The organism is Caballeronia sp. SBC1, from assembly GCF_011493005.1.
Classification (GTDB): domain Bacteria; phylum Pseudomonadota; class Gammaproteobacteria; order Burkholderiales; family Burkholderiaceae; genus Caballeronia.
Genome location: NZ_CP049158.1, coordinates 737,255 through 760,865, shown reverse-complemented (window position 1 = coordinate 760,865; position 23,611 = coordinate 737,255). Strand labels below are relative to the sequence as shown.

Annotated in this window: 19 protein-coding genes; 8 read left to right on the top strand and 11 right to left on the bottom strand. The window is 59.3% G+C overall.

The window, feature by feature from the left end:
• Positions 1-11: 11 nt before the first annotated feature.
• From SBC1_RS30320 to SBC1_RS30310, 3 genes are all read right to left on the bottom strand, one after another.
• Positions 12-776: an SDR family NAD(P)-dependent oxidoreductase gene (locus SBC1_RS30320; RefSeq protein WP_165103731.1), complete on the bottom strand. Its 765-nt coding sequence runs from the start codon at positions 774-776 to the stop codon at positions 12-14.
• Positions 777-840: 64 nt separating this feature from the next.
• Positions 841-1,839, bottom strand: a complete 999-nt coding sequence (locus tag SBC1_RS30315) for a transketolase family protein (RefSeq protein WP_165103728.1) — start codon at positions 1,837-1,839, stop codon at positions 841-843.
• Positions 1,836-2,681: a transketolase gene (locus SBC1_RS30310; protein WP_165103723.1), complete on the bottom strand. Its 846-nt coding sequence runs from the start codon at positions 2,679-2,681 to the stop codon at positions 1,836-1,838. Before SBC1_RS30310 ends, SBC1_RS30315 begins: the two co-directional genes overlap by 4 nt.
• Before the next feature lie 190 nt (positions 2,682-2,871).
• Between SBC1_RS30310 and gcvA the strand changes: the two genes are divergently transcribed.
• On the top strand, positions 2,872-3,762 hold the full coding sequence (gene gcvA / locus SBC1_RS30305) for a transcriptional regulator GcvA (RefSeq protein WP_165103720.1): 891 nt from the start codon (positions 2,872-2,874) through the stop codon (positions 3,760-3,762).
• Positions 3,763-3,959: 197 nt separating this feature from the next.
• Here the strand turns inward: gcvA and SBC1_RS30300 are convergent, their stop codons facing one another.
• From SBC1_RS30300 to SBC1_RS30290, 3 genes are all read right to left on the bottom strand, one after another.
• On the bottom strand, positions 3,960-5,318 hold the full coding sequence (locus SBC1_RS30300) for an MFS transporter (protein ID WP_165103717.1): 1,359 nt from the start codon (positions 5,316-5,318) through the stop codon (positions 3,960-3,962).
• Between the two features lie 85 nt (positions 5,319-5,403).
• Positions 5,404-6,561: a CaiB/BaiF CoA-transferase family protein gene (locus tag SBC1_RS30295; RefSeq protein ID WP_165103713.1), complete on the bottom strand. Its 1,158-nt coding sequence runs from the start codon at positions 6,559-6,561 to the stop codon at positions 5,404-5,406.
• A 64-nt stretch (positions 6,562-6,625) separates the two neighbouring features.
• Positions 6,626-7,432 carry a citryl-CoA lyase gene (locus SBC1_RS30290; RefSeq protein WP_165103710.1) on the bottom strand — a complete coding sequence of 269 codons (807 nt, stop codon included), beginning with the start codon at positions 7,430-7,432 and terminating at the stop codon, positions 6,626-6,628.
• A gap of 200 nt (positions 7,433-7,632) precedes the next feature.
• On the opposite strand from SBC1_RS30290, the gene SBC1_RS30285 reads away from it, so the two are divergent.
• Positions 7,633-8,574, top strand: coding sequence for a LysR substrate-binding domain-containing protein (locus SBC1_RS30285; protein WP_165103707.1), 942 nt, complete (start codon positions 7,633-7,635; stop codon positions 8,572-8,574).
• Between the two features lie 54 nt (positions 8,575-8,628).
• Here SBC1_RS30285 and leuD read toward each other — a convergent pair whose 3' ends face one another.
• Genes leuD through SBC1_RS30270 form a run of 3 tightly spaced genes read right to left on the bottom strand, consistent with a single transcriptional unit; the run spans position 8,629 to position 12,089 of the window.
• Complete coding sequence (gene leuD, locus SBC1_RS30280; RefSeq protein ID WP_165103704.1) at positions 8,629-9,261, bottom strand: 3-isopropylmalate dehydratase small subunit; 633 nt, start codon at positions 9,259-9,261, stop codon at positions 8,629-8,631.
• A gap of 2 nt (positions 9,262-9,263) precedes the next feature.
• Positions 9,264-10,688, bottom strand: coding sequence for a 3-isopropylmalate dehydratase large subunit (gene leuC, locus SBC1_RS30275; protein WP_165103701.1), 1,425 nt, complete (start codon positions 10,686-10,688; stop codon positions 9,264-9,266).
• Between the two features lie 9 nt (positions 10,689-10,697).
• Entirely contained in the window at positions 10,698-12,089 is a 1,392-nt protein-coding gene (locus SBC1_RS30270; protein ID WP_165103697.1) for an MFS transporter, read from the bottom strand.
• Between the two features lie 216 nt (positions 12,090-12,305).
• On the opposite strand from SBC1_RS30270, the gene SBC1_RS30265 reads away from it, so the two are divergent.
• On the top strand, positions 12,306-13,214 hold the full coding sequence (locus tag SBC1_RS30265; RefSeq protein ID WP_165103694.1) for a LysR family transcriptional regulator: 909 nt from the start codon (positions 12,306-12,308) through the stop codon (positions 13,212-13,214).
• Positions 13,215-13,395: 181 nt separating this feature from the next.
• Here the strand turns inward: SBC1_RS30265 and SBC1_RS30260 are convergent, their stop codons facing one another.
• Complete coding sequence (locus SBC1_RS30260; protein WP_165103689.1) at positions 13,396-14,130, bottom strand: Crp/Fnr family transcriptional regulator; 735 nt, start codon at positions 14,128-14,130, stop codon at positions 13,396-13,398.
• Positions 14,131-14,909: 779 nt separating this feature from the next.
• Here SBC1_RS30260 and SBC1_RS30255 point away from each other — a divergent pair.
• A complete protein-coding gene (locus tag SBC1_RS30255; RefSeq protein ID WP_241202372.1) occupies positions 14,910-15,572 on the top strand; it encodes a septal ring lytic transglycosylase RlpA family protein in 663 nt (220 codons plus the stop codon).
• 1,414 nt (positions 15,573-16,986) lie between these two features.
• On the top strand, positions 16,987-17,253 hold the full coding sequence (locus SBC1_RS30250; RefSeq protein WP_241202371.1) for a hypothetical protein: 267 nt from the start codon (positions 16,987-16,989) through the stop codon (positions 17,251-17,253).
• Between the two features lie 187 nt (positions 17,254-17,440).
• Here the strand turns inward: SBC1_RS30250 and pstS are convergent, their stop codons facing one another.
• Positions 17,441-18,472 carry a phosphate ABC transporter substrate-binding protein PstS gene (gene pstS, locus SBC1_RS30245; RefSeq protein WP_165103685.1) on the bottom strand — a complete coding sequence of 344 codons (1,032 nt, stop codon included), beginning with the start codon at positions 18,470-18,472 and terminating at the stop codon, positions 17,441-17,443.
• A gap of 545 nt (positions 18,473-19,017) precedes the next feature.
• Here pstS and SBC1_RS30240 point away from each other — a divergent pair.
• The 3 genes from SBC1_RS30240 (at position 19,018) to SBC1_RS30230 (ending at position 23,151) form a co-directional block, all read left to right on the top strand.
• Positions 19,018-19,389: a YciI family protein gene (locus tag SBC1_RS30240; RefSeq protein ID WP_165103682.1), complete on the top strand. Its 372-nt coding sequence runs from the start codon at positions 19,018-19,020 to the stop codon at positions 19,387-19,389.
• Complete coding sequence (locus tag SBC1_RS30235) at positions 19,386-20,657, top strand: RNA polymerase sigma factor (protein WP_165103679.1); 1,272 nt, start codon at positions 19,386-19,388, stop codon at positions 20,655-20,657. Before SBC1_RS30240 ends, SBC1_RS30235 begins: the two co-directional genes overlap by 4 nt.
• A 514-nt stretch (positions 20,658-21,171) precedes the next feature.
• Positions 21,172-23,151 carry an Ig-like domain-containing protein gene (locus SBC1_RS30230; protein WP_165103676.1) on the top strand — a complete coding sequence of 660 codons (1,980 nt, stop codon included), beginning with the start codon at positions 21,172-21,174 and terminating at the stop codon, positions 23,149-23,151.
• Positions 23,152-23,611 lie beyond the last annotated feature (460 nt).

Here is a 23,611-nt window from a genome sequence, read left to right as displayed (position 1 = left end):
GCGCAAGGGCGTCAGCCGTGAATCAGCATGCCGCCGTTCACATCGATCACCGCGCCGGTAATATACGACGACAGGTTCGACGCGAGAAACAGGAATGCGCCGGCTACATCGTCGGGCACACCCAGGCGGTTGAGCGGAATGCCGGCCAGAATTTCTACGCGCTTGTCGTCGCTGATCTTGCCCGCGTTGATGTCGGTCTGGATCAGGCCCGGCGTCACGCAGTTCACGCGGATGCCGTCGTTGCCGAGTTCGCGCGCCATTGCTTTTGCCAGACCGAGCACGCCGGCTTTCGCCGCCGAGTAGTGCGGACCACCGAGAATGCCGCCGCCGCGCTGGGCCGACACCGACGACATGCAGCCGATCGAGCCGCTCTTCTGTTTCTTCATCTGCGGGACGACTGCTTGCGACAAGTACAACACACCACGCAGGTTGACATCGAGGATACGGTCCCAGCTTTCCGGATCGATATCGAGCAGCTTGGCGGCCTGGGTAATGCCTGCATTATTGATCAGGATATCTATTGAACCTAAATCAGCAACAGTACGTTCGACAGCGGCCTGGCACGCAATACGGTCAGTCACGTTGCATACATAGCCGCGATGTTCTGGCCCAATAGACGCAGCGGCTTCGACGGCTGCATTTTCGTCGAGATCAAAGATGGCGATGCGGGCGCCGTGCGCCGCGAACATGCGGGCGGTCGCCATGCCGATGCCGCGCGGCGACGCGCCGCCGGAAATGACGGCGACCTTGCCGTCGAGTAGATGTGACTCTGACATGATGCTGATCTCCTCAATGTGATGTTTAGTGTTTGCTAAGTTATCCGATACTTAAAATCGATATCTACCGCAGCCAGCCTTTGATCGTGTCGCACATCGCCTGGGTCGAAATACCGTAACGGTCGTGCAAGGTCGGCAGCGCACCCGCGTCGAGAAACGCGTCGGGCAGTCCGATCTGACGGAACGGCGGCGCCACGCCGTTAGTCAGGAGTACTGCTGCGACGGCCTCCCCTAGCCCGCCGATCACCGTATGGTTCTCCGCCACCACCACGAGGCGTCCAGAGCGGCGTGCTTCGCGCAGCAGCGTGGCGGTGTCGAGCGGCTTGATGGTCGGCACGTGCAGCACGCCCACATCAACACGATCGGCAGCCAGCGCCTTGGCCGTTTCCAGCGCGCGCATGGTCATGATCCCCGTCGAGATGATCAGCACCTCGGCACCGTCGCGCAGCAGCTTCGCTCGGCCAAGTTCGAACCGGTAGCCGTATTCGTCGAGCACGACCGGCACGTTGCCGCGCAACAGCCGTGCATACACCGGCCCGCGATGGTCGGCGATCGCCGGCACCATCTGCTCAATTTCCAGCGCATCGCACGGGTCGATCACCGTGAGGTTCGGCATCGCGCGGAACAGCGCGAGGTCTTCGGCCGCCTGGTGGCTCGGCCCGTAGCCGGTCGTAAGGCCGGGCAAGGCGCAGACGATCTTGACATCGAGGTTGTCCTCGGCAATCGCCTGGTGGATGAAGTCGTAGGCGCGGCGCGCGGCGAACACCGCATAGGTGGTGACGAACGGCTGCGCGCCTTCGTGCGCCATGCCGGCCGCAGCGCCCATCAACAGTTGTTCGGCCATGCCCATCTGGTAGTAGCGCTCCGGGTATTCCTTCGCGAACAGATGCAGGTCGGTGTACTTGCCGAGATCGGCTGTCATGCCGACCACTTCCGGACGGTTGCGCGCCAGCTCGACCAGTGCGTGACCGAACGGAGCAGAGCGGGTGATCTGCCCTTCGCCTGCGATCGAGGCAATCATCGCCGATGTTTTCAAACGCGGTTTCGGTGCGGCGGTGCTCATGCATTTCTCCCGGCTTCCAGCGCTTGCAACGCGAGTTGCCACTCGTTCGCATCGACGCGGATAAAGTGGTTCTTCTCACGTGCTTCGAGAAAGGGCACGCCACATCCCATACGCGTATCGCAGACAATGATCCGGGGTTGCGCTTCCGGATGGGCGCGCGCTGCATCGAACGCTTCGACAACGGCGGCAAGATCGTTGCCGTCCACGCGCTGCACGAACCATCCAAACGCAAGCAGCTTGTCGACCAGCGGCTCGAACGCCATCACCGTCGAAGAGGGTCCGTCCGCCTGCTGGTTGTTCACGTCGACCATTGCGATCAGGTTGTCGAGCTTCCAGTGGGCGGCCGACATCAGGCCTTCCCATACCGCGCCCTCATCCAGTTCGCCGTCGGAGAAGAGTGTGTAGACCAATGCGTCCGAGCCTTTGCGCTTCAGACCCAGGCAACGGCCGACCGCGATCGTCAGCCCCTGCCCAAGCGAGCCGCCGGACATCTCCATGCCCGGGGTGTAGCTCGCCATGCCGGACATAGGCAAACGGCTGTCGTCGCTGCCATAGGTCTCCAGCTCTTCATCGGCGATGATGCCGGCCTCGATCAAAGCCGCGTATAGCGCGATCGCGTAATGGCCGTTGGATAGCAGGAAGCGGTCGCGGCCCTCCCACTCGGGGTCATCGGCGCGATAGCGCATCGCGCGGAAATAAGCGACGGCCAGCACGTCGGCAATATCGAGCGCCTGACCAATGTAGCCCTGCCCCTGCACCTCGCCCATGCGCAGCGCGTTGCGGCGGATCTGATAGGCGTGCTCCGCGAGCTTGGCGTAGGGCGCGGTTTCCTTAGTGTTCACTTTTATCTCCTGTCGATCGGAGTTCGTGCAAAGCTCGCTACTCCGGTCCCGTGCAACAGGGTTGCGCGGGGGTTCTTTGGATCGGTCGTATCGACGCCGCTGCCAGTGATTCAAGCGTAATCTCCCGCCAAGCAGCGCTCAAACGAATTAAGATGGTCAATGGATGAATTGAATTCACCTTGATGCTGCCATGCACAATCGCGTCACCCTCAAGTCGGTACAAGCATTCGAAGCTGCCGCGCGGCTCTCGTCGTTCGCGCTCGCAGCAGAAGAACTGTTCGTGACGCCCTCCGCCATCAGCCATCAAATCAAGCTGCTCGAAGAGCAATTGAGCATTCGTCTGTTTCATCGGCTGCATCGCACGGTGATCCTGACGGACTCCGGGCGGCAATACGCGGAGGAAATAACCTCAGCGTTTGCGCGGATTGACGCGGCGACCCGCGAGATCGGCCGGGTCGCGAAAAGCGACATCCTTACAATCCATTCCACACCGAGCTTTGCGACTCAATGGCTGATGCCGCGCATCGCGCGTTTCAGCGCGGCGCACCCGGACATTGATGTGCGTTTGAACGCGTCGTCAGAGGCGATGAACCTGATTTCGGAGGCAGTCGACATCGACATCCGCTACGGTCCACGGAAATTGCAGCCGGCCGGCACGATGGTGCTCGAACTGCCGCCCGAGACGATCGTTCCGCTGTGCGCGCCGGCGCTCATGGCGGGCGACTATCCGCTGCGCAGCGTCGCCGACTTGCAGCACCATCCGCTGATTCATAGTGAAGGGTGTCTCGTCGGCTGGCGTGACTGGATGCGCCAGCATCGCAAGATCCGGCTCGACATTGGACGCGGGCCGCGCTTTGACCGCTCGTTCATGGCGATCAGCGCGGCGGTCGACGGTCTGGGGGTGTGCCTGGAGAGCCTGCTTTTGGCGCAACGTGAACTGGAAACCGGGAGGCTGGTTGCCCCGTTCGGCTTCGACGGATTACATGTGAACGGCTATACGCTGAACTTGTTGAAGTCGCGAGTGGAATTGCCAAAGCTGCGTAGCTTCCAGGATTGGCTGTTCGCTGAACTGGAGAAGTGATGCTCGGCCAGACATCAGCGGCTGGCGAATAAGCGCGGGGCGTCTAGCCGATGGGCCGTGCGACCGTCTTGTGTCTTCTTCGAATCGCTATCGTGGCACGCCGCTCGCCTCAGAGACCAGGGACGCTAGTAACGCCATGGTCGTTTCGAGGCCGACCACGGCGCGGATGTACATCCAGGACCCGTAAGAGGCGCCCCTTATCGTTCGGCGCGCTCGCGCATGAACACGGCGATCACGATCGCGCCGCAAGCCAGCACCATGGCCGCGAGATAGGAGCCCGCGCTGATCTCATGGGTGATCGCGGTCAGCTTGCCGATGATAGCCGGCGCCATCAAGCTGCCAAGCTGCCCAATGCTGGAGATCAATGCAATGGCGCCTGCGGATGCCGTACCGGACAGGAACTGCGCTGGAATCGTCCAGAAGATCGCCGTGCATGCGAGGTACCCAATGGCGACCAGCGCCAGCCCGGCAATCGCCGGCACGAACGACGCGTGCGCGGCGCCGAGCATGACCGCTCCCGCTGACGCCAGCAACGCGCAGCAGGCAAAATGCAAGCGGCGCTCGTTGCGTGCGTCGGAGTGACGGCTCGCCAGGATCATGCCGACTGCGCCAATCAGATAAGGCACCGCTGACACCAGCCCGATATGCCATGGACTGGAAACGCCTACTTGCCGGATCACCGACGGTGCCCAGAAGTTCAGCACGCTACCTGCCCACGTGATCGTGAAGTAACCGAACGCGCAGACATAGACGCGCCAGCTGCGCAAAGCCGCGCCGAAATGCTGGGTTCGGCCCGTTGCACCGGCCCTGTTACCGTTACCTGCCAGTTCACGCGCGACCAGCTCTTTTTCCTCGGGCGACAACCAGCTTGCGCTTTCGGCTGAATCCGGCAAATACCAAAGCGCGCAAATGCCCACCAACACCGGCGGAATCCCTTCCAGAAGAAACAGCCATTGCCACGCGTGCAATGCATGCCAGCCCTCGGCGTGGCTCAAGATCCATCCCGAGACCGGACCGCCCGTGATACCGGCAACCGCAATGCCTAGAACGAACGCCGACAACACTTTCGCGCGATGGCGCTCCGGGAACCACGAGGTAAGGTAATACACGACGCCCGGGAAAAAACCTGCCTCGGCCACACCAAGCGCGATCCGCGCGATGTAGAACTGCGTTGTGTTCTGCACGAACATCATCGACAGCGAAACGAGTCCCCATAGCACCATGATCCGCGCGATGGTCAGACGCGGCCCAATACGGCGAAGCAGGAGGTTGCTGGGCACTTCAAACAAAACGTAGCCGATATAAAACACGCCGACGCCGAGCCCATAAGACGCTTCGGTCAAACCGATATCGGCCCTGAACTGCAGATGCGCAAAGCTGATGTTGACCCGGTCGATATAGTTAAGGACGTAGCAAAGAAAAAGGAACGGGATCAGCCTGCGCGCAATGCGGCCGAACGTTTTCTCCGCGTCGACTGCGATCGCGCCGCTCCGGTCCGCCGGAAGCGGCGAACCGGCCGCCCCCTTTTGCGCCAGCAAGCCATTGGTCGTTTCCATACCGGGTCTCCGTTTCTGTTTCTAGTAGTCGTTCATGCGAACGTGCAAGCGTCGCTCTTCCAGGCCATCCGCCTCACCAGGGGCGTCATTGTGTCTGGTGGTCCGCGAAACGCTGCCGCAAGGGTCCAAGCACTTCTTCGTTGTGTTCGCCAAGCGTTGGCGGCGGAATGACATCGGTCGAGCGTGCGCCGTCAAAAGTCACCGGCGGACGAACCGTGCGGAAGCTGCCCATTGTCGGATGCTCGGCCTGCACGAGCAATTCCAGATGCTTCGCCTGCGGATCCTCGAGCGCCTCGCTTGCGTCGTACATCGGCGCATGCGGGACGTCATTCGCCTCAAGGCGCTCACACCAGTACGCACGATCACGCTGACAGAAAATGCCGCTCATCAAGGCGATCAGATCTTCCTGATGGGCAATGCGACCGGCCCGGTCTGCGAAGCGCGGATCGTCCAGCAACGTCGGCCGTTCGATAGCGTTCGCCAAGCCGGTCCAGAATTTTTCCGGGGACGACATATGCAGCGCGAGCCACTTGCCGTCCGCGCACTGCATCACATAGGACTGCGATACGCTGGGCCTGCTGTACGGCCCCATCACTTCGCCGGCTGAATAGAAGTGCGTGAAGGCATCGAGGTTGAAATGGCTCATTGCCTCCAACATGGACACCTCCACCTTGCGGCCAACGCCCGTCCGGTGCCGCTCATGCAGCGCGCCGAGAATGCCGTAGGCCGCGTAGAAACCGGTCAGCGAGTCTGCGATCGCCGGGCCGACCACGCGCGGATTCTCTGGATTGATCAGCAAGCCGAGAAACCCGCTCGCTGCCTGCGCAACCGAATCGTAAGCGGGCCGGTTGGCGGCTGGCCCGGTCTGGCCGAACCCGCTTATCGCGCAATAGATGAGCCGGGGGTTGATCGCCCGAAGCCGCTCGTAGCCCGTATTCAACCGCTCCGCCGCACCGGGACGAAAGTTCTGGATATACACGTCCGCGTCACGGACCAGCGCATCGAAGAGCGCGAGATCCGGCGCGTCCTTGGTGTTCAGGGTGACGCTGCGCTTGTTGCGGTTATAGGTCTGGTAATGCGGACTGTAGAGGCCACCCTTGAACGCCCGGAACGGGTCGCCTGTGCCGGGCTGTTCGATCTTGACGACATCCGCGCCAAGATCGCCCAGCAGCATACCGGCCGCGGGGCCGGTAATGAAGGTACCCTGCTCCAGCACGCGAACGCCCTCGAGAACTTTTGTCATGCAACCGCTCCAATCATGTGCCGTTCGCGCTCATTGGCGACAGCGGAAAAATCGTTCGAATAAATCAGGCGTCCGGCACGAAACCTTCAGGCAGGTCGCCGTCGTACACCAGGTCGCGGGTGGCCTGATAGGACAGCGCGAAGCCGATCGAGCGCGTCAACTCTTCCGTGAGGTGGCCGATGAGGCCCGCCGTGCGCGCGAGAATCGGCACACCCTTGAGAGCGGCCGCCGGGAAGCCTACGCCGAGCAGCACTGCCGGAATCGCCGCCGACACGTTCAGCATCAACGATTTGCCATAAATGTCGGGAAGCACTGCTTCGATCGCCTCGGCGATCCGGACATAGGTCATGTCCGCGCCGTTGCGCTCAGCCACGTCGAACAATGCGGCAACGCGTGGATCGCGCTGCTTGTGCAGCGGGTGGCCGTAGCCCGGTATCGGGCGTCGTGCCGCGCGGTACTCCGTGACAACGGCGCTCGCGGCGCTCGCGAAATCCTTGTCCTCTTGTTCACGCTCCCGCACCTCTTCCAGCAGCCTGCCGCACGTCTCAGAGGCGCCCAGGATGACCGAGCCGCACCCGAGGATGCCGGCGGCCACAGCCCCTTGCAGGGCGTCCGGCGCGGCGGCCAGCGTCATCCGGCTCGCCTGCACGCTTGGCACGAGTCCGTGTTCGGCGATGGCGACCAGGGTTGCGTCCAGTACGGCGGTGATTGCCGGCGTCGGCATCTGCCCGGTCACCAGCAAATAGAAATAGTCCGTGAAAGAAACCTTGCCGATCAGTTCGCCCGCGAGATCGCGTCCGCGCACGACAATGGCGTACTCGTTCGACGTTGAGATGGCGGTACGGGGTATCGTTTCCTTGCCGATTTTCATGTTCGGTCCGTAGTGAATCCCGCCACGCCGGGGGAGCTGCTTCCGTGGTTTAAATAGGCTGCAGCCAGTCTACGGCGATGTCAGCATCGACAACAATGATGTTTTTAGCTGACAATCCATCGATGCCATCGATAATCTACGCGTCAGAGCGCATCGGCGCTGATTGATGCTGACTGATGCTGACACTTCATGGAGTTCAAATGGAACTGCGTCACCTTCGCTACTTCGTCGCGCTTGCCGAACAATTGAGCTTTACCGTCGCAGCGGAAAAGGTGCACGTGACGCAATCAACGCTCTCGCATCAGATCCGGCAACTTGAAGATGAATTAGGCTGCCGGCTGTTCGACCGCGAGAACAAGCGCGTGAGCATGACGCAGACCGGCGAGGCGTTCCTCGAACGCGTTCAGAACGCGCTACGTGAGGTCGACGAAGGTATTTCGACCGTTCGTCTTGCGGCCGATGAAATGAGCGGTGTGGTGCGGATTGGCACGACCCACACGTTCAACATGCGGATCATCCCGCGCTGCATGGCGCTTTTCCTGGAACGTCATCCGTCGGTTCGCGTGGATGTACTCGAGATGTCCGGGGACGACATAGCCGCGGCGCTTCTGCGCGGGGAACTGGATATAGGCGTGACCTACAAGCCGCAGAACGCGCCGGAGTTGCGTTTTGAACCGCTTTATAGCGAAGAAATGTTGCTGGCGGTAGGCGAGAAGCACCCGTTCGCTCAACGCCGGTTTGTTCGCACGGCCGAATTGCACTTACAGCGGATCGTGCTGCTGCCGCGCACCTTCGCTACTCGCGCCCTCCTCGAAGAGTGTTTCAGGATGGCTAACGCGACGCCGGTGGTGGTTGCCGAGATGAATGCAATTGCACCGATGATCGAACTCGTCAGCATAACGAACATTGCTGCCATCGTGTCCGAACACGCATTGCGGCGTGATGACGTGCGCGTGATTCCTCTCGAAAGCCCGACGCCCGTGCGTTCGCCGGGACTGCTGTGGCGCACCGGCGAGGCGCGCTCGCCGGCAGCCCGTGCCTTCGCCTCGATCATTCGCGGGGTCAGCAATGGTGAGGGGCGAGACAAGCGCCGCAACCGTACCCGCAAGCTTGCGCCGGGGAACACGAGTTCATCGGCCTGAGAGACGTGATGCCCATGTTTCAGAGAATCCTTCGAGAAGGCAGGACGCACACCATCACAACCACGGGCGATGCGTTATCCTCGCTTGCTCAAACGCTCTGATTTCATCCGCGAACAATAATGTCGCGCCCACCTCGTCTATGCCCTCGAGAAGGTTCTTGCGTAACGCTTCTGGCACATCGAATTGAAAGCACTCGCCGCTCGGAGACATCACTTGGCACGTGGTCAAATCAACCCGCAGACGAAAGCCGATCGTGTTCTCTACCGCTTGCCGCAATGTCTTGATCCGCGTCTCTTCCAGGACGACGGGAAGGATGCCGTTCTTACAGCAGTTGTTGAAGAAAATATCAGCGAAACTCGTCGCAATCACAACGCGAAAGCCGAATTGATACAGTGCCCATGGCGCATGCTCGCGGGAACTGCCACAGCCAAAGTTCTTTCCGGTCAGCAAGATGGAGGCATTGGCGAAGCGCGGAAAATTGAGTGAGCAATCTGGATTCAACGTTCGCTCGGACAAGGGCTTCCCGTAGTACCCCTCATCAAAGAAACGCCACTCATCGAATACATAAGGCCCAAAACCAGTCCGCGCGATCGACTTCATGAACTGCTTTGGAATGATCGCGTCCGTGTCGATATTATCCCGGTCTAGCGGGACCACCAGTCCAGTATGCTCAGTAAAGGGTGTCATTTCTACGATCTACCTTCTCGCAACAAAGCGCGGACATCGGCGAAGTGCCCTTTCAATGCGGCCGCCGCGGCCATCGGTGGGCTCACGAGGTGTGATCTGCCTCCGGCGCCCTGCCTGCCCTCGAAATTTCGATTCGATGTAGACGCAACACGCTCGCCTCGGCCGAGCCGATCTGCATTCATCGCCAGGCACATTGAACAACCGGCTTCACGCCACTCAAATCCGGCGGCAAGAAAGATCTCGTGCAGCCCCTCTTCCTCCGCTTGACGTTTAACGGCGGTCGATCCTGGCACGGCAAGCGCAAGCTTGATATTGGCGGCGATCCGCCCACCGATTCTCACCAGTACTTCGGCCGCGGCGCGTAAATCTTCAATGCGGCCATTGGTGCACGAACCAATGAATATCTTGTCCAGCGCGATTGAGGTAATTGGCGTTCCTGGTTCCAATCCCATATAGCTCAGTGCGTTGAGATAAGACGTGCGCTTTGCATGATCGCCTGCCGAACCGGGATCTGGAACGCAGCCCGTCACATCAGTGACCATCTCGGGAGAGGTTCCCCATGTGACCTGAGGCGAGAGCGCCGTTACGTCGATGCGGACTTCTGTATCGAATACGGCATCGTCGTCCGAGTAGAGCTGGTCCCATTCGTTCCTTGCACGCACCCAATCCTCACCTTTCGGTGCAAGGGCACGCGTTTCGCAATAAGCCAGCGTGATTGCATCCACCGCAATGAGACCCGCTCTCGCGCCGGCCTCAATGGACATATTGCACAGGGTCATTCGACCTTCCATGGACAGGTTGCGAACCACTGGACCCGCGAACTCGATCGCATGCCCCGTCGCACCGTCCGTGCCAATATGTCCAATAATGGCAAGCGCGACATCCTTTGCAGTACAGCCCGCGGGGAGCGCCCCGTCAACCGTGATACGCATGCGCTTGCTGCGCCTCGTCACCAGTGTTTGCGTACTGAGGACGTGCTCAATTTCGGACGTTCCCACGCCGAATGCCAGGGTCCCTAACGCACCGTGCGTACTGGTATGAGAGTCGCCACAGACAATCGTCATTCCGGGCAGCGTGCTTCCAATCTCCGGCGCAACCACATGAAGAATGCCTTGTTGCGGATGGTTCATGCCGAAGTGTCTGATACTGCTCGCGCCGGTATTGTCTTCGAGGGCCAGGACCTGTGTACGGGAGATAGCGTCTTCAATGCCGTGTGAGCGGTCAGTCGTGGGCACGTTGTGATCCGCGACAGCGAGGTTGGCGCGTGGACGCCAGACCGCGCGCCCCTCAATACGCATCGACTCGAACGCTTGTGGGCTCGTGACCTCATTCACGAGGTGGCGATCAACGTAGAGCAAGACGGTGCCGTCCGCCTGGCTTCGGACGACGTGGGCGTCGAATATCTTGTCATACAGCGTGCGACCCATGAACTGCTCCTAACTGCGCGCAGCGTGCGCGCCATGAGAATCAAGATCCTCGGGCAAGCCGATGTCTTTTGTTTCCGGAAGGAACCAGGGAAGAATCATGCCGATGACATACACGGAGCCGAACATCAGTGCGGCATGGGATACACCGCCAAAGGATTTGATCATCGAACCGGAGAGAATCGGGAAAATCCAGGCAATGAGGCGGGCGGAATTGAACACGAAGCTCGTCGCGGTCGAACGGACGGACGCATTGAATAATTCGGCCGGATAGATAGCGAGCCAGGCGAACGTGCAACCCAGCGTAAAGAATCCGTTGATCGCGGAAATGGCCAGCATGCCTTCCACAGAACTGATCCAGCCATAGGCCAGGACGGTTGTCGCCAGCGAACCGGTAAAGCCCAGAAAAAGAAACCAACGCCTACCTACGCTATCGATGATGAAGCCCGAAAGCATATAGGCAAGAATGGCACCTACCGTATAGACAATCGATACCGACGAGATCCAGTGCCCGGCATTGACAACATGTTCCAGTGCCGCCAATTCTGCCGTGCGTGCAGGCAGCCAGCTTGAGACTGCCCACCAGCCTACTATCGTCACGATGGACAGTATGGTCGTCAGTACAATTCGGCGAACGGACTCGCGCTCGCTAAACACCTGCTTCAAGGTAAAGGGCCGCTTGGTGGAGCGGTTGCTCGCGTCGCTGGTACCGGTTGCGCTCCATTGCTTATTGCGCACCGCTTGCTGCCATTGCTCCGATTCGTCCACGCCACGCCGAATATACAAAACAAAAAATGCGGGCAATGCGCCGACGACAAACATCACACGCCAGTTGTCCGCACCGAATGGATTGAAGCTCGACAAGGCGTACCAGATCACGGCCGCAATGAGCGTGCCCCAGCCAAATCCGGATTGAAGAAAGCCAGCACCTTTGGCTCTTGCGTCACGCGGCCATGTCTCTGCAATGAGCGCGATACCTGTGCTCCATTCGCTGCCCATGGCGAGGCCCGTCAAGAAGCGCAAAACGCACAGGTAAATCAGATTGCCCGAGAATGCCGTGCATCCGGTCAGCAACGCGTACATGAGTACCGACCACATCATCATCGGCTTGCGCCCGACATAGTCGGCAAGTACGCCACCAACCAGGCCGCCTACCCCCCATCCCAGCAACGTGATCCCGATCACCAACCCGGCGTAAAGCGGCAGCGAACTCATCTGGCCAGCCGTCAACACCGAATGCATCAATGCGGGCAGCACCATGATCAGGGCAAGCGCTTCATAGCCATCGAAGATCCATCCAAGAAATGCACCGTTCAGGGTGAGCCAGTGCTTTTTGGTCAAGCGCGCGTACCACTTGCCAGACGGCACGGGCGCTGAGAGTGATTCGTTTACGATGTCATTCATGACGCTATCTCAATTTTATTATCTGGAGGTCTGCCCAGGCGGCCATTCGCGATGCCGAACGGTGCCTGCCTCGTGCCACGTTGGGCTTTTGCGGGGTGCGATAATGCTTTGGCGAGGCTAGATCATAGTATTGGGCATTAGCCTCAACCATTGTTTTCTCACGAATCTAGCCATCGTCTACGGCGATGGGTGACGCCTTTCCCTCTTCGAGCCACAATGCGCATCGATATCGAGTCCCTTCGGGTTTTTATGGCGGTCGTGGAAGAAGGAAGCATTGCCACGGCCTCGCGGGCGCTTCATTTGGTGGCATCCGCCGCGAGCAAACGGATTTCAGATCTCGAGAAAGACGCCGGCTCCGCACTCTTCTACCGTCATAGCCGGGGTGTTCTGCCCACGCCCGCGGGCGACGCACTGTACAGTCATGCCAAGCAGATTTTCGAGCAATTCAGACAAATCGATACGCTGTTGAGTGAGTACTCCGGCGGTATTCGTGGACACGTACGGCTGTCAGTCACGTACACGGCGATGGTGCATTACCTGCCGGACGACTTGCGCCGCTTCACGAGCGAACACCCGGAAGTCAGGATTGAGTTGGTGGAAAAAACCAGCGACGTCGTGGTGAGAATGGTCGAAAACGGGGTTGTCGACTTCGGCATATGCGCCGTGCCGGATCCTTCGCTGAGGCTGACCTGTTTGCCATACAGGGTGGATCGACTGTTCCTCGTGGTGCCGGTTGGTCATCTTTACGCGTCACGAAAATCGATCGGCTTCAATGAGACGCTGGATCACGACTATGTGGGGATGCAGGAAGGCGCATCGATCCATACGCTTTGCACGCGCGCGGCCGAAGCAGCCAATAGGCGACTGAAGCTCCGAATCCAGGTGACGAATTTCGAGGCGGTGCGCAATATGGTCGCCGCCGGCCTGGGGATAGGCATCTTGCCGGAAGTGGGCATACCGGAGCATGAAAGATCGCGCTTGGTAAGCATTCCTCTGGATGAGCCGTGGTCCAGTCGCCCTTTGAATATTGTGTGTCGCGACCTTGAGAATATGCCTGCTCCCGCCCGCATGATGGTCGAGCAACTGACGCAATCGAATGCGCCGAGGCGACTGCCGCGAAGATGACCTCGACAATCAGCCGACACATGCATGCGGACAACGATCGCCTGGTCGATCGACACGCGGCCTTACTTTTTCGGCGCTCTTTTCGGCACTGACGAGACGACTATCCTCCCGCCCTTCCGACTCACTTTCCGGCTCATTTTCCGATCCGCGCGACCAGCTCTCCGCGGTGACAGGACAACCCTTAGCAGACTTCCTCGACCTGGCGCACGCGCGGCAGCATCCGGTCGAACTCACGCTTGACGATGCCATAGCATTCGCACGCACGGGCTTCCAGGCCTGCACGATCGAGCACCTTGATACAACCACGGCTGTGATGGATCAGGCCGGCGTCATGAAGCTTTCCTGCTGCTTCCGTCACCCCTTCGCGACGCACGCCCAACATGTCGGCAATCATCTGTTGCGTCACCTGAAATTCGTTCGATGGCGTGCGGTCAATCTCGATCAGCAACCAGCGGCACAACTGCTTGCTCAACGAGTGGTGACGGTTGCAGGCGGCGGTCTGCGCAACCTGCGTCAGCAGGGCTTGCATGTACAGGAGCATGAGGCGGCGCAGGAAATCCGAGCGATTGAACTGCTCGCGCAAGGCGGAGGCACTCATGCGATAAGCAAAGCCCGGGCATTGAACCTGGACGCGCGTCGGCATGGTATCGCCGCCGGTCAGGATAGGAACGCCGGTCATGCCTTCACGGCCGATCGCTGCAATTTCCGCCGAGCTGCCGTCTTCCATCGAGTGAAGCAGGGAGATGATGGCCGTCGTTGGGAAATACACGTGATGGATGCGTTGTCCTGAATCGCAAAGCAATTGGCCCGTGCGAAGCTGAACGAGCTCCAGATGAGGCGTGAGAGCTTGCCATTCTTGCGCCGGAAGCGCGCCCAACAAATGATTGCCGTGCAGGTCGGATTGAAGGTTCAACATGATTTTTCTTCTCGTATTTGTGCGCTGTGCGCCATATTTTTATACTGGTCCACTCCGCGTTTCGTGATGCATCTGACGGCATTCATCGAAGACGTGTTGCGACCAGCCCCGTAAGCAGATCAGGCAACGTCGTTTGCTTGATATTGAATATCGACGTTGGCTAGTGCTGTACCACACATAAAGCGAGGACCGTGCCAGGAACCCAAAACCCAATGCCAGCATAGGGCGCCCCGGAATATGCAGCAGCACACAGTGGGGATGAAATTGTTTTTGATTCACTCTTGAACAATGCATGATCGAACCGGCGCCATCCGTCCGATTAATCGCGCAAACGCTTTCATCTGTTCAATCCCTTGCTGGAGGCGCATCCGGCTTTCATGACGCCATTTGAAACCCCGCTTTTGCGGCACGCAAAATCAAGGTTGCATAAGCATTCGTAGGGTGTTTTAAAAGTGATGCAGAAATGTTCAGTCGGCTAATGGGGAATTTCGATCGCCTATCCTTAAGCCGGAACGCACGAGGCGGTGTTTCGACTAAACCAGGCGCTCGGCTCTGCGCGCGGTTCTCCGAACTGGGGATATTCTCGGACGTGGTTGATTAAATTCGGGCAGCGGCTCGTGTATTGACGGACCTCGGTTCGATGCCGTACAGACAACCCGGCTTGGCGTGACAGGCTTTTCCATACCCCGCTTATGTCCATCATTCGCATCCATCATTCAGCCGTTGCTTTCGCTGAATCACGTGCCTACTGCTTTTGACAGGCTGGAGAGGAGTGGCAAATGAAAAATGACCTTCATACCACGAAGAATCGGCTGCCGGGCCGTCTCCCCGAAGCGGAACTGATGCGCCTGAACACGCAATCGGTACCGGTTGAGACAGCGCTGAGATTGCCCATGTACGAGCCTGGCGACCACATCGACCCCGTCAATCACACCCATTTACAGCCTGGTCGAAGACGCAAGCTTCGAATGCTTCTGTTCCTGGTCCTGTCCTACTCCCTGAGCACGGCGGTTGCCGCGCAAAAGCAGACATCCATCGATTCCTCACAGGCAAGTTCGAAGGCAGCCCGGCACGCCGGTCTTGACCGCTCCGGCAAGGCACGCAAGGGCAAGGCCTCTTACTACGGCCGGGAGTTTTACTCAAAGAAAATGGCCGACGGTACACGCATGAATCCGCAATCGAATGTCGCTGCGAGCAAGACTTTGCCGCTTGGCACCAAAGCCCGGGTCACGAATCTGGAAAACGGCAGCAACGCGGTGGTCGAAATCAGGGATCGCGGTCCCTACGTCAAGAATCGAATCGTGGATGTATCGCCCAAGACCGCCGATAAGCTCGGTTTGAAAGAAAATGGCACCGCGCCCGTCGAAGTCAAGCCGCTTGAAGTCCCGCAGCCCGACGGTAGCGTCAAGCCGGGCGCCGGCGCAACGAACACCCAGCCGTAGAGCGGGGCAAAACCGTCACCCATTGAATGGTCTGGGGAAAAGGCAAAACGAGGTAAAACGAGGTAAAACGTCTCCCTGATCAGTCCTCCTGCGACCATCAAGACGGCCAGCGTCACAGCGATTCGCCAATCTATCGAGTGGCTGAAGGAAGCATCGCCGTTCGACGCGAGGGTGAGAGTGCCCTCTTGAGGCGGCCTCTAGTAGCGCCGCCCATGCATCGGTTAATGACAGCGGGTTTGCCAGTGACCATGCACCTTCACTTTGTGGCATACGCGGTGGTGATCGTTTGCGTAAGCGGATGAAAAGGCGCCAAGCGTCAGAGCGGCGGTGATTACGGCGAGAAGGGTCTTTTTCATGTGACTATATGACGTGGAAGGGAGTCGGAATCCTAACAGCGTTAGATTACAGTGCCACGAATGCATGCTTGGCGTTAAAAATATCGAAGACCCCGCGCGGCATTTGTCATCAGACTGAATTTCAGCAATGACGAAGAGTGGCAGAAAGGTGGCAGCGGCCATCTATCAGTAATTCGACAATCGCGGGAGCGTTCTGGGTCAGTTTTGTGTGGTCAACGTCGCAATCGCTGATTCCGTGCCGCGCTGTTGCTTGTCGCTGTCGCCCCTCAACGGATGCCCTCCTTACGAGGGATTGCCTCCTGACTAGTGTTCGCTTTACTGTAGGTCATGCGCGCTTCTCATCGCGCATTCGGACCTACCAGTCCCCACAGCAAAATTTGGTGCGGCACGCCCGCATCGCTTTGCTGCCGCAGGGTTTCCGCCATGCGGTTAGTTGAACGCCTTCAAAAAGCTCGGTACCTATCGCCAATCTGCGCGCTACGAACCGACATTCATTCGCTCTACCTTGGCGCCAGGATTTCGTTCTCGAGCTGCGAGTCTCGATACCGTCACGGCCAGTCATTGGAAGCGCGATATTTCCAACCTTGCAAGTAACCGTAGACATTGTCACTCGGTGTCTTGCGCACCCATCAAGGAGTTTGAGATGAACTCAAAATTGCTATTCGCAGCCGGCATCGCAAGCCTGTTTGCTGCAATAGGAACGGCTTACGCACAAGACACTCCCGAAAGCAGTCAGCAAATGCCGCAGCAGAAAGCGGAGGCCCCCGCGCTGATGCCGGCGCCAACGGCGACTACGACGACGAGCGACGATGCTACGTATGGCGGTGTGCCTTCGGGACGAAGCATGTCAGCCAGCGGAACTCGCCAAGCCCAATGCAGCACTGGCCCCAACTGCAACATATTTTTCGGGCAATAGGGGAAGACCTTCGACGGACGCGCTCAACGGTGCGTCTTTGACGCGACGCTTCTCAACCGTGACTGAAGCGTTGCGCGCGTCGAAAACTTCCACACATGGCAGAACGGCCGACATCGGAAAAACAAGCTTTCACAGGGAGGGCATGATGCTGAACAAGCCAATCCGCGCAAGCAAGCACATTGACGGAATGTCGATGTCGGCCGAATTTCATCGGGACACGGGGCGCCTGCGAATACTCGACGCAGGCGTCGTTATCGCGGAGTGGTTTCCGCCTCACTCGTGGTTTGCAATAGCGTCGGTCGCTGGATACAGCACGTGGGGAACGCGGCCCAACGAGCGCGACCTCGCGTTGGTGCTTGACGACTTTGTCCTGCAACGAACCGGCGCTCGGGGTCTCGTCCTCCGGTAGAGCGCGGGCGCGTGAAAAAAGAATGAGTTACGCAGCAACGAAACAATGCCTCTTTTCTGCGGTGCGTGCTTACGTGAAAATGCGCTCACGAAACGAGCTCAAGAAACGCGGTCATTCAGCCGTTGGTCGTTGTCGAGAAGTCTGCGCGCGTCGAGAAAAACCAGGCTCACACCGAATCAAGATTTTCCTACTGAACGACTGGCTTTCCTGCGGCGTCTTTTACTTTCACACGCCATTGCGCGCGGATTTCGCTTTCAACCGATTCCGGCAGGGAGATGTAGTCAAGCTGCTGGGCAGACTGGTCGCCATTTTTGAACGCCCAATCGAAGAACTTAAGGGTCTCGGTACCCTGGGCAGGTTTCGCCTGGACGGTATGGAGCAGCACGAAGGTAGCCCCGACTATTGGCCACGCATCTTTTCCAGGTTCGTTCGTGAGAATTTGATAAAACGATTTTGACCATTCAGCGCCGGCCGCTGCAGCTTTAAAAGTTTCGGTTGAAGGTTTGACGACGGCACCCGCTGCGTTCTTCATCGCCGTGTACGTCATGTTGTTTTGCTTCGCATACGCCCACTCGACATAACCTATCGCGCCCGGCACGCGCTGAACAAAAGCTGCGACGCCATCGTTACCCTTTCCACCAATACCGAGAGGCCAGCTCACGGTCGCGCCTTCTCCGACCTTACTCTTCCACTCCGGATTAACCTGGGACAAATAGTGCGTCCAGATGAAGCTCGTGCCGGATCCATCAGCACGACGTACCACCGCGATGTCCGTGTTCGGTAGTTTCAGGCTAGGATTCAATCCAACGATTGCCGGGTCGTTCCACGTCTTGACCTTGCCAAGGTAGATGTTGCCAAGCACTTCGCCGGAGAGCGTCAAATCTCCGGGCTTGATACCGGGGAGGTTGACGACCGGAATGACGCCGCCGACAACGGTTGGAAACTGGAACAACCCAGCCTTAGCCAGTTCGTCGTCTTTCATCGGTGCGTCCGAGCCCGCGAAGTCGACTGTATTAGCAATAATTTGCTTAATGCCACCCGACGAGCCGATACCTTGATAGTTCACCTTTGCGCCGCCCGACTTTTGGTAGGCCGCCGCCCATTTGGTGTAGATCGGCGCCGCGAACGTACTTCCCGCTCCGGTGATATCGGCTGATTGAACGGCGAAAGACATGAGCGTTCCGGCCACCCCAACCGCTAATAAATGGATGTATTTCATACGAGCTCCGCTGTGGGCAAATTGTCGGGAAACCTAAACTCAACGTAGGCGCAACGCGTGACAAAAATGTGACCGGTTCGTCGAACTAGCGGTCAAAAAATAAGAGATTATCCGCGGGCACGCTCCCCGCCTTATGCGAGGCCTTCCATAAGACCGATGAACCGCCTTCATCGTTTCGGCTGTCGGCAAGTCATCGGCAAAGCGATCGCTGGAGAAGTCGAGTACGTCTTCTCAAACCCTTGTGGGTGTCACGACTTTGACTCTTGAAAGTCAGATATCCTCGCCGAGACAGTCGCGATACCTGCGGCAACCGGGCTTTGGTGCAGTCTGCAATAGAGCGGTGAAATGGATAACCGCGCAGAGGGGATGGCGGGCTCGCCCGAAGTGGCCATGCGCAGCGTCCCCGACGGAGGCGAACAACTAAGGCGGATGCGCCGTTCGCGATTTTTTTTCGACGCTGCCTGTCCGTCAGCATGGGACCTGAGCGTCATTGTAGTGGCGGCCCGATGTGATTCAGCCGCCTTAATCCCATGACGGAGGCTCATATGCAATACCTATTGATGATCTATTCGGAAGAAAACGGCTGGAACCAGATGACCGACAGCGAGCGGCAGCAGGGGGTTGCCGCCTATCAGGCGTACACCGAGTCGCTGAAAAAAGCGGAGGTGCTGGTGGGCGCCAACCGGCTGCAGAACACGAGCACGGCCACCACGGTGCGGCTCGTCGACGGCAAGCCGCAGGTACTTGACGGACCGTATTCCGATTCGAAGGAGCAGCTCGCCGGCTACTACCTGATCGACGTGCCCAATCTGGACGCGGCGATCGCGTGGGCGTCGCGTTGTCCCGGCGCGGCGCACGGCCTCATGGAAGTGCGCCCGGTCTGGACTGCCCCCTACGACGCGCCATCTGTTGCATGAGTCCGTCCGGCGACGACGACCGGGACGCCGACGGCGCCGCCCATGCGATTGCCGAGGCGGTCGCTCGCCGGAGTTACGGCAAGCTCGTCGCGCTGCTGGCGATGCGCACGCGCGACGTCGCCGCAGCCGAGGACGCGCTGGCCGACGCGTTTTCGGCCGCGCTCGCGGACTGGCCGAAGCGCGGCTGCCCCGCGAATCCCGAAGCGTGGCTGATGACGGTTGCGCGCCGCCGGGCGCTCGATGGCGCGCGTCATCGCCGTATCGGTGACGAAGTGACGAACCAGCTCGCGATCCTCGCCGACGAGATCGACGAGCGTGAAGCAGGCATGTTGCCCGACCGGCGGCTTGCGCTGCTGTTCGCGTGCACGCACCCTGCGCTGGAGGCTGCGATTCGCACGCCGCTGATGCTGCAGGTGGTGCTGGGGCTCGAAGCAAAGACGATTGCGTCCGCGTTCCTGATGTCGCCCGCCGCGATGAGCAAGCGCCTCGTGCGGGCGAAGAACAAGATCCGCGAAGCGGGCATTCCATTCAGCGTACCCGAGCGCGAGGAGTTACCCGGTCGGCTCGCCGCGGTGCTGGAAGCGGTCTATGCGGCGTATGCGGAAGGATGGACCGATCCGGTCGGCGGCGATACCGAGCGGCGCGATCTCGCGGGCGAGGCGCTGTTTCTTGCACACCTGCTCGTCGAGCTGCTGCCCGATGAGCCGGAGACGGTTGGTCTGCTCGCCCTGATGCTGTATGCGCAGGCGCGGCGCGATGCGCGACGCGATGCGGCCGGCGACTACGTGCCGCTGTCGGCTCAGGATCCGGCGACATGGGATGCACCGATGATCGACGCAGCCAACGCACTGCTGCGGCGCGCAAGCGCTTTCAATGCAATCGGACGCTTTCAGCTCGAGGCCGCGCTGCAGTCAGCGCACATCCACCGCTGCTGGACGCACCGTCCAAACTGGGACGAGATTATGCAGCTCTACGATGCACTGCTCGCGATTGCAGCGTCGCCGGTGGTCGCGGTGAACCGCGCGCTCGCGCAGGCGGAACGGGACGGCCCGCAAGCGGCGCTCGACGCGCTCGAGCCCTATGCGGACGATCCGCGGCTGGCCGACTACCAACCCTACTGGGCCGCGCGTGCCGATCTGCTCGCGCGTGCCGGCGCGTGGACCGAAGCACTCGGCGCGTACGATCTCGCGATCGGACTCGAACGCGATCCGGCTGTGCGCCGGTTCCTGCAGCGCAAGCGCATCGAGCTGTTATCGGCGAGTAGTTAGATGGGCGCGTTGCGTTTGCTGGAAACAAGCCGCTCGGGTGTTTGCAAACCGCAGTTCCACCGACTAGCGCAATCGCCTATGAAGCCATCGTCGCCCCTAAAGGCTGGCTTCGATAAACAACGGTTGTTTCCAAGAGTGACGCAAATCCACAACTGTCAGATAAATCTGAATATTGACTATAAAGAGGTGTATAACGTGTCTTCCCATCCCTTACCAAATCTCTGGCTTTTCGTGGGAAGCAAGCTTTCGTCATCTTCCTGCCATTTTATTTTGGCCGAGCCGTTAGCACTTTCCCATATCCAGTTTAGCCATCCATTCACCGCTGCTTCGCAGCCGGTCCCCTTGTTCTAGCATCATTTCGAGTCTTGGTCACCGACCCTCGAAATCCTCAGCGCTAATTGAAAGCAAAAATAATTAAACGACATCGAGTATTCGATGTCGTCGGCCACCTATGCGAGAAAAATATGCAGACCAGTAAATATGACGCAGCGACGTCGCCGAACCGGGGTTGCAAATGACCCATTTTCCGATTTTCGCGAAACGGCTGACAGGATTAATGGCCGTGCTGCTTATTACATTGGCGGCGGGATGCGGCGGGTCTTCGCATAATGATCCGGCCACGACATCAGGCGCCGGCAGTCAGCCTGCCTCCGGGCCAGCAGGGACGCAGGACACGACTGCGCCCGCCGTCAGCACCGCGCTGCCGGCACCTGGCGCCACGGGCGTTGGAACTACGACAAAGATCACGGCCACCTTCAGCAAAGACATCAACCCGACAACGATCTCGACATCAACCTTTACCGTGACTGGTCCGGGAGGCGCGCCAATCACTGGCACGGTGAATTACATCGTCAGCTCGAAAGCTGCTGTCTTCGTTCCCACCAATCCGTCCCTGCCAGCAAGTGTCGCCCTCACAGCAACGATAACGACCGGCGTGACGGATTTATCGGGTAACGCGCTGCTCAATAACTTTGTGTGGACTTTCACCACGGCCGCTGCCCCGGATGTCACTCCTCCGACAGTAGCGCTCAGCGTCCCCGCAGCGGGCGCGACAAATACCGCCCTGAACTCGCGGATTGCGGTCACCTTCAGCGAAGACATGGATCCGTCGACGATAACAGCGTCAAGCTTTACGGTGACAGGGTCCGGTGGCACTCCAGTGGCGGGTACAGTTTCCTATGCGGCGGGCGCGAAAAGCGCGATCTTCACGCCGACGACACCCGCGATCCTGAGTGCGGGAACCGTGTACAACGCCACGATCACGACTGCGGCCAAAGATCTTTCCGGCAATGCGTTGGTTAGCAACTTTCAATGGTCGTTCACCACGGGAAACACCATAGACACGACTCCTCCATCGATCGTGTCGGCAAACCCGGCCAACGCCGCGACCGGCATTTGCACCAACAAGTCGGTGAACGTTACCTTTAGCGAGGCGATGAACCCATCAACCATTAATACGGCCACGCTCACCGTCGCCGCGTCCATCGCGCCGGGTACGCCGTTGGCAGGCATCGTTACCTACGACGTTCCAAGCGAAGTCGCGACTTTCACGCCAACCAGCGCCCTGACGGCCAATGCGACCTACATTGCCACCATTACGACGGGTGCGCAGGACCTCGCAGGCAATGCCCTGGCAACGAGTTCGGCTATGACATTCACGACGAACTCTTCCAGCTGCACCACCGCGCCTGCACTCGGAGGCGCGGCGCCTTTCGGTTCTTTCGGAGGTAATGCAACGGTCACGAATGCCGGACTCAATACGGTGATCAATGGCGATCTGGGAGTGAACGCCGCTTCATCGTCGATCACAGGACTACATGACTCCGGCGGCAACGTCTACACGGTAACGCCAACCAAGAATGGGCTGGTGACAGGGCTCGTCTTCACACTGACTGCACCTCCGGGTTCGGTCGCGGGAGCCGCTGTCACGCAGGCAAGTCTTGACGCGACCACAGCGTTCAATTCGCTCTCTCCTGGCGCGCTGCCCGGCGGTATCGATGTGTCGAGCCTGGCGCAATGTGCTAGTTGCGGTGGCGCTGGAGGGGGGGCAGATGAGCTCGCTGGGCGTACGCTTGCGCCAGGCGTGTACAAATCTGCGACTGGCACCTTCGACATCGGAGGCGTCTCACGCACGACAGCCAATCTGACGCTGGACGCCGGCGGTGATGCCAATGCCGTGTGGGTCTTTCAAACGTCACCAGGTACAGGCACGCTGAATGTAGGGGTGACCGGACCGGCCACGCCAGCCGTACCGATCCAGGTATTGCTGGTGAATGGCGCTCAGGCCAAGAACGTATTCTGGTACGTTCCAGCCGGTGCGGTTATCGGCACGGGCTCCACGATGACCGGAACGATGTTGTCCAACGCTTCGATCACTTTGTCGACGGCCGGGACGGCTCCCCTGCCGGTTATCACCACGCTCAACGGTCGTGCCATCGCATTGACTGCCGCGGTCACAATGGTCAACACGGTTATTAACGTGCCCGCACCATAGCGATTGAAGGACCAGTGTCTTACGTGCCGGCGCTAGCCGCCGGCGCAGCAAGTGCCCGGCATTGGACGGGCACTTGCTGCGCCGGATTGTGCGACGCTCACCAATCCAGGTGCGTCGCTCAAACACCTGGTGTGTCGACGAAAGAGAGATATCGAACATAGGCGCCCCGCGATATTCCAAGGCAGTGGACGACGCGCGCCGCTGACCGCTTCTTACATCGCCGTATGGGAACCCCGCCACCGCGCGGGGTTTTTATTTGGCTGATTCGGGCCGAAAAATCTTGACGCCCGCCCGCCCAACTGCGTAAAGGATTCGCAAGCGATGGCTTTGTCGTAATCATCTCGCTAACCAATTCGCTCAAAAATTAAAGGAGTACGAAGTATTTGGTTGTGGCAGGATCCTGCGAAACATGATTGCTACCGTAACAGGGCTAATTCATGTCACGCGCGGACCGAGGGTC